Genomic DNA, 7283 nt, shown 5'->3' with positions numbered 1-7283 from the left:
CCTCACGATAAGTACCTTGCGCTTCCTTAGTGGTTGGTCGATGTGTACCCCCACAGTGGACTTTCACCATCTAGATAGATGCCATGCCTGGCACACTAAGAAAAAGCTGCCTAAAAGACAGCTCTGATCTTCAGCTATAGCACCCGATAGTTGAACATGGGTATTTTCTTCTCTATTTTGGATGTATGATAATGCTAAGAATCGTACATTAAGAAGGCCGTCAGAAATGTTAACCTAATCATTAGAGTGAACCCTATTGATACATATTGAAATAATCCTTTTAAATGGCTTCTCAATGTATTATAAGGCTGTATCCAAATGCTTATCGTTATTAATTCACATTTTCCTAACGCTACCCCTACTAGGGAGGTCACTCTCCACTATGGGATTATTTTTCTGGTTCCTTTTTCTTAATTGGAGTAGTATACTTTAACAGTAATATAGAGATAAAGTCATAAGGAGAAGTAGTTTATGGGGGCAGAGTTAAATAAAAAAACTCGATATATTTACGAGTTGAATTTTATACGTGCTATCGCTTGTTTATGTGTTGTGATGGTTCATGTCACAGCAAAGAATTATCATTTAAATGATCAGAACTTTAATTGGCTGACACTATTTTTAAATCAAGTTGCACGATATGGTACACCATGCTTTGCGATCTTGAGTGGTTTTCTGTTATACAATCAAGCAATTAAAAAGGGATTTAACTTTAAAAAGTTTGTTATATCTAGATTTACCAAAATTGTTATACCATTTCTTATATGGAGTTTTCTTTATTTACTTGTTAGACAATATAAGTTCCCTTGGTCTGAGGGAGGAGTCAGTATAAAAGATTTTTTATTACTTTTCTCACTTGGTGATAGTTATTACCATCTTTATTTTATTGTTGTGGTGATTCAATTTTATTTACTATTCCCTATTTTGCAATTGGCTAAAACGAAAAATAGTATGTTAGCTTTAACAATCATAGCTCTTTTTATAAATTATTATTTTATGCGGCAACCATTTGATACAGGAAATGATACTTTTAATCTACTTATCCAGGATAGATCATCGATATTTAAGTGGATTTTTTATTTTCTCTTCGGAGGACTTTTAGTATACCTTTGGGAACCTCTTGTAAAATGGGTTGAAAAAAATGTTAATTTTAGTATTTTACTCGGTGTTATTAGTATATGTTTCGTTATATATGAGTACAATACATTCGGTTTTTCTTCATCTACGCGCATTGCTAATTTGTTTCACATGCCATTATTTCTCGTTGTAATAATTGGTGTTTATTATGTTATGGAGCGTTGGAAGAAAATAAGAAACTATATAATGGAACTTGGTAATTTATCAATGGGTATTTATTTAGTTCATCCAATGGTGTTATATGTAATACAAAATCACATACCTGAACTATTAACTCAAACAAGATGGATTCCTTTAGCTTTTCTTATTACTGTACTTTCTTCGATTCTTTTAGTTAAAACTATTAATAAAATTCCGTTTGGTCAATTTGTTGTTACAGTTGCATCTCCAAAAAAAGTAAAATCTCCAAAAAAAGTAAAATATCAAGAGGTGCAAAGGAAAGCTAGTTAAACTAAAAATATAAATACAAGGGGAAATGTGAAAATTTTATTTGAGCACTTTCCCTTGTATTTAGCATGTTCACGAAGAGCTTTCACTAATTTTCCAGAAAACGTGTCATGGGTGTGTATACAGCGAATTGCCTGCGGTCTCATTTCCCAATGAATGCTTGACAGTTGCGAATGCGCGTTGAACTAGAGCTGCGTCTTTTCGCTCTCCAGCACTGTAACCTACTATTTCTCTATTATATAAATCGATTAAAAAGCAGACGTATTTCCATTGCTTGCCTACTTTGACATACGTTAAGTCACTTACCACTACTGACATTTCTTCGTCTAATTGAAATTCTCGCTGTAACACGTTTCGAACGGATTCTTCATTTGGTGGTGAGATCATTGGCTTGTATGATGCTTGTGTATACTTCGATTGGATTTTAAGCTCACCCATTAACCGACCAATACGCCGTCTGGATACCGTGCGACCTGCTTTAAAAAGTGCATCTTTCATTTTACGAATTCCATATACTTGACGGTTTTTGTTAAAAATCAGAAGGATTTCTTCTTTTAATGTTTGTTCTTCTGCAGCTTTTTCTTGTTCCTTTTGAGCGGCTATTTCTGTTTCATAATAAAATGTACTCCGGGCTATTTGCAGGACTTCGCACATTGCTGATACCGAATGGTGTGACGATTCCTTTCAATCACTTCTCTTGTCCCAAGGCTAGCAGCGACTTGCTTTAACATATCGACTTCCATTTCTACCTGCTTATTTTTTTTTCTTAACTCCATTAATTCTTGTTCTTCAGGGCTTCGATTGTCTTTCTCTCTGAATGAACCAGTCTGTTGGAATTGTGCAATCCATCTGTCTAAAGCAGATTCAGTTCATTCATATTCACTGACAATATCGTGGCGACTTTTCCCATTTCCATATAAAGCAACCACTTGTTTTTTAAACTCTGTTGTGAACGTTCTTCTTTTTCTAGACATAGTAGATTCTCCTCACTTATTGTGTATGATTCTACATGCCCTTATTTTTATTGTCCAACTAAGTGTAACCTGTCCACAAATAGATGGAATAGGTTATTTTTTTAGCAAAAGTATCAGTGATTTTATATGGTGAAAATCACTTCATTAATAAAAGGTTTTCCTTTTCGTAAAATTTTTAATAGAATTCACTCTCCTAAGACAATAATTAATAATTTCCTATTGTCTGAAAATAAAAGGAATGGTATATTATTAATATTCCTTTGAAAACGAATTCATGATATAAGCTTCTACAAGTGCTCCTTGTTTGTCCCTTATATCGTCTGTTATTATGATTGAAAGGAATTCAAATGTATGTATGAAAAAGAAACGATTTTTATAACTGGTGATGCGAAGTCGTCACAAAATAACCCGATTACCATGAAATTCAGTCAATATTTTTTGGCTTTAGTAATCGATAAAAGAGATGGCAAAATTATTGATGTGGATTGCTCGGCGACAGTAGATTTAACAATTCGCTTTGTGCAATCACTTTTTATTGGACGTCATGTGGATGATCAGTCCATTGTAGAGGATATTAACAACCGTTATTTTGGTTCTTCCCAAAAGGCGATGGTTGTCGCTTTTCAGGATGCTCTTAAGAAATATAAAGCTATAACTGCTTTGTCTAAATAAACCTAGACAAAATCCAGTCTAACGAATTTTTGTTAGGCTGGATTTTTTTGTCTTTTTAAGGGGGATATATAAATGATTCAAGATGGATTCATGTATTTCAGTGTGTTAGTTGCTTTTGCAGCTTTAATGGTTGCATTTGAGAAGAAATTCAATACCAATCGCTTTTTAAAATTTATACCGGGTATTGTTCTTATTTACATCGGTGCTGCGATCATGCAAACTGGTGGTCTTTTTGCAGATAATGAGTCCACAGCGACTGTTTATTCCAGTGTAAAAGGAGCCTTGCTTCCCGCTATGCTGGCCATCATGTTATTAAAGTGTGACATACGCAGTATTTTGAAACTAGGACCGCGGATGCTTGGCGGGTTTTTAGTAGCTGTTGTCAGTATTATGATTGGCTTTATCGTAGTCTATATCGCTTTTCAACACTTTTATATTAAAGATACGTGGAAGGCATTTGGAGCTCTTGCAGGAAGCTGGACAGGTGGATCTGCAAACATGGTAGCCCTTCAAGACATATTGAAAGTGCCGGAGAATATCTTTGGTTATGCCTTAATGATGGATACCATTAATTACGCAGTTTGGGTCATGTTCATGTTTTGGCTTGTTCCATTTGCGGATAAGTTTAATCGCTGGACAAAGGCGGATACAAGCTTTCTTCAAAAAGGGTTTGAGGAAGCAGCTGCAGCAAGTTCCGAAGAAAATACAGGAGTACAATTCCAGCATATGTTGTATTTACTGGGTATTGGTTTATTAATTTCTTCACTATCTACCTTTGCAGGTCAACATCTTCCTGAAATAGGTGCGGTAATTAATGGGACAAGCTGGACAATTATGCTTGCTTCCGTTATCGGTTTAATTTTAGGACAAACACCAGTTGCCAAGATTCCTGGTGCCTTGGATGTTTCCAATGTGATGCTATATGTTATTGTTGCACTCATTGCCTCGCAATCGGATTTTTCAAATATTGCGCAAGCACCGATTTATCTTGTCTCTGGATTCTTGATCATGTTGATCCATTTAATCATCATGCTATTGTTAGGAAAACTCTTTAAATATGATTTATTTACACTTGGCGTGGCAAGCCTTGCGAACATCGGCGGGATGGCATCAGCGCCAATGTTAGCTGCATCATATAGCCGCGCACTTATTCCAGTTGGTGTAATTATGGCATTAATTGGATCGTTCCTTGGAACCTATTTTGGTATGATTGTTGCTAAAATATTAAGTATTTTCTAAAAGGGCTACAAAAAAGTGGAAAGGAAATGAGTATTGTGATTATAGAAGACTTACAAGTCAATCGTCGTAAGGTTTCCTTGCGTGTACCCTTTAAAACCGCATTAAGAACAGCAACCGAAATCGAAAATATTGAAGTGTCATTAACGCTTGAAAATGGAATTATTGGCAAGGGGGCAGCAGCACCAACATTCATAATTACGGGAGACTCATCAGAGGGCATTGAAGCGGCTCTAATTGGGCCAATAAAAAATGAACTTGTCGGCTCTGATATTACCCATTTTCAAACGGTCCTTCAAAGAATTCAATCCTGCTGTGTCGGGAATACAAGTGCCAAAGCAGCTGCTGACATTGCGGTACACGATGCTTATTGCAAACTATTGAATATCCCTTTGTATGCTTTTCTTGGCGATAAAAAGAACTTGAAAACATGTATGACAGTTGGGGTGGATACACCAGGGAAAATGGCATCTGATGCCAGGAAAAGTGTTGATGATGGTTTTCAAACATTAAAAGTGAAGGTTGGAGCAAATCCAGAGCTTGATATTGCACGAATCGAGGCCATCCGTGATGGTATACCAAAACCGATTAAGCTTCGTCTCGATGCCAACCAAGGCTGGAGACCCAAACAAGCGGTACAGCTGATTAACGAGATGGAACGAAAAAAGTTTAACATTGAATTCATCGAACAGCCTGTAGCAAGCTATGATCTGGAGGGACTTAAATTCGTCACAGAACGAGTTGGGCTTCCGATTATGGCGGATGAAAGTCTTTTCTCGACAAAAGATACGTTGAAACTTGTCGCTGGTCGATATATTGATCTATTAAACATTAAATTAATGAAATGCGGGGGAATCTCACAAGCATGGAATATTGCGAGTATCGCAGAAGCAAATGGAGTCGCTTGCATGATTGGAAGCATGATGGAACCAGCCCTTTCTGTTGGAGCTGCAGCCCATTTTGCGGCCTCACATCCAAATGTGAAATACTTTGATCTTGATGCACCGCTTTGGCTTTCAGAAAAACCGGATGTACTTATGTATCGCGGGGAAGAAATTCAATTATCGGATTTGCCTGGGATAGGGCGGATCTAATTAGAGTAATGGATGTTTTACTATAGCGATGTATTAGTAGATTAATTGGATAATAGTTTCAAGGATTCAACAATTGTAAAATTAGAATAGGGGGAGGACTTGAATTATGAAACGTTTCATTTTAACGATTATCGCCATTATCCTAGTAGGATTTGGTTCGAATGTACAAGCAGACGCGAAAGAGAAAAAATTGGATGAAACCGCTTATGTTGATGTCTCAGTTTCGACACTTTGGACAGCTCCAAATATTTTACGTCCCGTTGATGAACCATCTGCTGCCAACCCAGTGAATATGAGAAAATGGACGAGTGCTATGACACTTGACCAGCAATTGCAATTATCCGGTGACGGAATGCTGGAAACTCAAGCTCTTTACGGAAATAAAGTGACAATTCTTGAAAGACAAGGTGATTGGGTGAAAGTAGCTGTTGCGGGTCAACCAACCCCAAGAAATGATTTAGGATACCCTGGTTGGATGCCAGCATCCCAATTAACTTATAGCAAAAAGTTTGTAAAGGCAGAAAATCAACCTTTTATTATGATTACCGAACCTACAACCTTTCTTTATCCATCACCATCTTTTAAAGAAAAAAATATGGAAATTAGCTACAATACTCGCCTACCATATGAAGGTGAAACCAAAAATGCTTATAAAGTACTCAAACCAAATGGCAAAAGGGCTTTTGTGAAAAAGGAACACGCCAAATTGTTTCAATCAATAGCTGAAATTCCTGCGCCAACAGGGAAAGAGTTAGTAGAAACAGGGAAAAAGTTTCTTGGATTGCATTATTTATGGGCCGGCATGAGCGGTTTTGGTTTTGACTGTTCAGGATTTACCTTTACGATGTATCAATCATACGGAATTACCATACCAAGGGATTCCAGTGTCCAAGCAAAAAATGGTGTATCAGTTGAACTTGATGCTCTCCAGCCGGGGGACTTACTTTTCTTTGCTCATAATAATGGAAAAGGAAGTGTACACCATGTAGCAATGTACGCGGGAAATGGTATGATGATTCACTCGCCAAACTCAAAGAAAAATGTTGAAATCATTCCTGTTAATACTAAAGGGTATATAGAGGAATTATCAGGTGCAAGAAGGTATTTGCCATAACAAGAAATTTGAGAAGTAAGGAAACTGGCGGTAAAATCTTCCTTCATAGGCTGTAGAGAAAGTTTTACCCTTCCTAGTTCCATAAAGAGTGTGGGTGCCGCTGAAGATAACAAGTAGATTGATATTTTATGGTGTAGCACCCGACTAAGTCAGGTGCTACTAATTTTTTGACCACGAAACATTTACGATGGTGTATAATTCATTTTCTTTTTCATTAATAATTAGCCGCTAAATATTGATATAACATAGTAGAAAAACATCCTAGGTGCCAAAAAAAGTGGAGAATTTTTGCATATTGTTTAGTGAATATGATTGTGGACAACGAATGTGCCTCAGTGTGTTTATATTAGGGTTAGATGGCATTTTAATATTATGTAAAACCGTACAATCTATGGGCGGCATGATGCAATCATCGCTTAAATCCCTTAATACATGAGAGCTCGCCATCTTTAAAGTTGAGGCCTCCCACCGTTTACTGTGGGAGGCTTTTTTTGTTGTTGAAAGGACAACTTCATACATCCAGTTTTCATAGATTGACACGCATATAGTGCCGGGAGATGAGGAAGTTCGGAATTGATTTTAGTGCAATAAAGTTATAAATTAACCGTTTTT

Annotated in this window: 7 protein-coding genes; 5 read left to right on the top strand and 2 right to left on the bottom strand. The window is 36.8% G+C overall.

All coding sequences use genetic code 11. The features are described 5' to 3' along the window. The first annotated feature begins 471 nt into the window (after window positions 1–471). A complete protein-coding gene (locus ASU00_RS15950) occupies window positions 472–1584 on the top strand; it encodes an acyltransferase (protein WP_057914466.1) in 1113 nt (370 codons plus the stop codon). Window positions 1585–1689: 105 nt separating this feature from the next. On the opposite strand, the gene ASU00_RS15945 is transcribed toward ASU00_RS15950, so the two are convergent. Further along, window positions 1690–2235: an IS3 family transposase gene (locus ASU00_RS15945; RefSeq protein WP_057914465.1), complete on the bottom strand. Its 546-nt coding sequence runs from the start codon at window positions 2233–2235 to the stop codon at window positions 1690–1692. 215 nt (window positions 2236–2450) lie between these two features. After that, window positions 2451–2555 (bottom strand): transposase, encoded by a 105-nt coding sequence (locus ASU00_RS27095; RefSeq protein WP_161809745.1) that lies wholly within the window; start codon window positions 2553–2555, stop codon window positions 2451–2453. A gap of 351 nt (window positions 2556–2906) precedes the next feature. Here ASU00_RS27095 and ASU00_RS15935 point away from each other — a divergent pair, with 351 nt between their 5' ends. The 4 genes from ASU00_RS15935 (at window position 2907) to ASU00_RS15920 (ending at window position 6671) form a co-directional block, all read left to right on the top strand. Beyond that, the gene (locus ASU00_RS15935) at window positions 2907–3227 is read left to right on the top strand and encodes a DUF3870 domain-containing protein (RefSeq protein WP_057914464.1); all 321 of its coding nucleotides are present in this window, start codon (window positions 2907–2909) and stop codon (window positions 3225–3227) included. Between the two features lie 72 nt (window positions 3228–3299). Then, window positions 3300–4466, top strand: coding sequence for a DUF819 family protein (locus ASU00_RS15930; RefSeq protein ID WP_057914463.1), 1167 nt, complete (start codon window positions 3300–3302; stop codon window positions 4464–4466). A gap of 26 nt (window positions 4467–4492) precedes the next feature. Beyond that, entirely contained in the window at window positions 4493–5557 is a 1065-nt protein-coding gene (locus ASU00_RS15925) for a dipeptide epimerase (RefSeq protein WP_413783529.1), read from the top strand. 106 nt (window positions 5558–5663) lie between these two features. Continuing rightward, complete coding sequence (locus ASU00_RS15920; protein ID WP_057914462.1) at window positions 5664–6671, top strand: C40 family peptidase; 1008 nt, start codon at window positions 5664–5666, stop codon at window positions 6669–6671. Window positions 6672–7283 lie beyond the last annotated feature (612 nt).

It is taken from the genome of Peribacillus muralis (assembly GCF_001439925.1).
GTDB classification, from domain to species: domain Bacteria; phylum Bacillota; class Bacilli; order Bacillales; family DSM-1321; genus Peribacillus; species Peribacillus muralis.
The sequence above is the reverse complement of the archived record's forward strand: the minus strand, read 5'-3'. Positions and strand labels throughout refer to the sequence as shown.

Bases quoted from the DNA above. Each gene is read 5' to 3' on its own strand.
- ASU00_RS15950 (WP_057914466.1), top strand. From the start codon at position 472: ATGGGGGCAGAGTTAAATAAAAAAACTCGATATATTTACGAGTTGAAT.
- ASU00_RS15945 (WP_057914465.1), bottom strand. From the start codon at position 2,235: ATGTGCGAAGTCCTGCAAATAGCCCGGAGTACATTTTATTATGAAACA.
- ASU00_RS27095 (WP_161809745.1), bottom strand. From the start codon at position 2,555: ATGTCTAGAAAAAGAAGAACGTTCACAACAGAGTTTAAAAAACAAGTG.
- ASU00_RS15935 (WP_057914464.1), top strand. From the start codon at position 2,907: ATGTATGAAAAAGAAACGATTTTTATAACTGGTGATGCGAAGTCGTCA.
- ASU00_RS15930 (WP_057914463.1), top strand. From the start codon at position 3,300: ATGATTCAAGATGGATTCATGTATTTCAGTGTGTTAGTTGCTTTTGCA.
- ASU00_RS15925 (WP_413783529.1), top strand. From the start codon at position 4,493: ATGAGTATTGTGATTATAGAAGACTTACAAGTCAATCGTCGTAAGGTT.
- ASU00_RS15920 (WP_057914462.1), top strand. From the start codon at position 5,664: ATGAAACGTTTCATTTTAACGATTATCGCCATTATCCTAGTAGGATTT.